2 protein-coding genes are annotated in these 1,598 nt (G+C 53.8%); both read right to left on the bottom strand.

Annotation, left to right across the window (positions count from 1 at the left end; genetic code table 11):
- Positions 1 to 141 precede the first annotated feature (141 nt).
- Positions 142 to 984 carry a hypothetical protein gene (locus RMSM_RS15275; RefSeq protein WP_008697826.1) on the bottom strand — a complete coding sequence of 281 codons (843 nt, stop codon included), beginning with the start codon at positions 982 to 984 and terminating at the stop codon, positions 142 to 144.
- A 145-nt stretch (positions 985 to 1,129) separates the two neighbouring features.
- Positions 1,130 to 1,516, bottom strand: a complete 387-nt coding sequence (locus RMSM_RS15270; protein WP_008696768.1) for a hypothetical protein — start codon at positions 1,514 to 1,516, stop codon at positions 1,130 to 1,132.
- Positions 1,517 to 1,598 lie beyond the last annotated feature (82 nt).

The raw sequence follows: 1,598 nt of genomic DNA, 5'->3' as shown, positions 1-1,598 counted from the left end.
TGCCTTGTTGCCGGTGAGCGTATCGACGAAATGACATTGATGACACTCGCACAGGTAAAAGCGGGACGATTGCACCCTCGTTTTCCCCCTTAAAAACTCTTGATGCAATCGTCCGCACGTTTTGGAACCTGAACAATCCACCTAAATTCCGCTCGCTGCGGCAACGTCGTTTGTGGCGTTGGTGGTGTCGAGCATCTTGATCGCCGAGCGGAGTGAATCAACTTCGGGCTCGCTGTCGAACGTTCCGTTTTGCACGGAGTCGACTTGAGGTGCATCCGGCGAAGGAACTTGAGTCTCAACGGACGGTTGCACATTTTGGACGCTTCCTGAGTCGATCGTCGACACCGATTCCGTTTCAACCGTTGTCGATACCGAAACGGACACGACGGCGATCGAGGCGGCGTTAAACGCTTTCAAGTTGTTCGCCTCGTCGCTCTCCATCAGTTCGTCAAAACTATCGATGGCGACGACCAGTCGCTGAAATCCGATGACCTGTCCGTTGCGGTTGCCCATCGCCAACGCTTCGATCGGTAGCGTCACCAAGACTTCGAGTGCTTCGCCGGCTTCGATTTTATCCGCTTTTACCGTGACGTTGGGTGACGTGGGACAGATGTGTCCAAACACCGCAACGGCGGTCACATGGAAACCACATACACTGCGAGAGCTGTGGTTTTGAATCACGATGGCGAACGTCGGCCCGCATGCCGAATCAACATGTTCGTGCTGGCGGACTTCGACAATTTTCAGATCGCCAATTTCACAATCGGGGATCGCCACATGCCCAAACGGCGATGCGTGGAACGCCGATCCACGATTGAACGTGTTGTTGACACCGTGCTGCGAAATCAAGTCGATGACGTGACTGCAATAGGAATGGTTTCCGAAGAGATGCGAGGCATTGATTTGCTGAGCATCGGATTGCATCGTCATACAGACGACGAAGCTGGTGGTCATCAAGACCTTGGTTAATATTTGGCGGTTCATTGATTTGCCTGTTCTCTAAAAAGTGAATTCGATTTCGATAGAAGAAAAGCCCCGCAACCGCGAAGCAATCGGGTTGTCGGGCTTGTTGAGTATTTTTGAGTACTGTTGAATCAGCTTGACTCTTTTCAATCAGCACAGCCGATGATTACCAGCATCCCCAGTAGCTGGTGTAACAAGGGGTGTAGTAGGTGTACGTCGGTGTGTAGCTGTAGTGGGTTGTGTACACCGGGGTGTAGCAGTTGTGGTGGTACACGGGACGGTACCAGCTGCTGTAGCTGCGGTAGCGGAAGTGGCGGTGTCCGTAACCGATGCGGCGGAAACAGGCCGCGATCGCCTCTTCGCCACTCTGCGGCTCGCCGTCGTTGAGCAGCGACTCGACATCCGCCAGCCCCAGATCGTCGCTGGTGTCGGCCTGGGCGATCGAGTCGTTTTGGTCCAAGTTGGCGATCGTCGACAACATGCTGTCCTCTGCCATCACCGAGCTGGCAACCAAGATCATCGGGGCAACTGCGAAAAAGAATCGGTTTAACATCTTACGTGTCTCCAAGTGTGGCAGTGAATTGAAGGAAGCGAGCGTGAGTCTGCCGTGTCGCGTCGCTGCGTTGTTTGCTTAA

It is taken from the genome of Rhodopirellula maiorica SM1 (genome assembly GCF_000346295.1).
GTDB classification, from domain to species: Bacteria; Planctomycetota; Planctomycetia; order Pirellulales; family Pirellulaceae; genus Novipirellula; species Novipirellula maiorica.
The sequence above is the reverse complement of the archived record's forward strand: the minus strand, read 5'-3'. Positions and strand labels throughout refer to the sequence as shown.

Excerpts from the sequence above, each read along its gene's own strand:
- RMSM_RS15275 (WP_008697826.1), bottom strand. The coding sequence starts at position 984 with ATGAACCGCCAAATATTAACCAAGGTCTTGATGACCACCAGCTTCGTC.
- RMSM_RS15270 (WP_008696768.1), bottom strand. The coding sequence starts at position 1,516 with ATGTTAAACCGATTCTTTTTCGCAGTTGCCCCGATGATCTTGGTTGCC.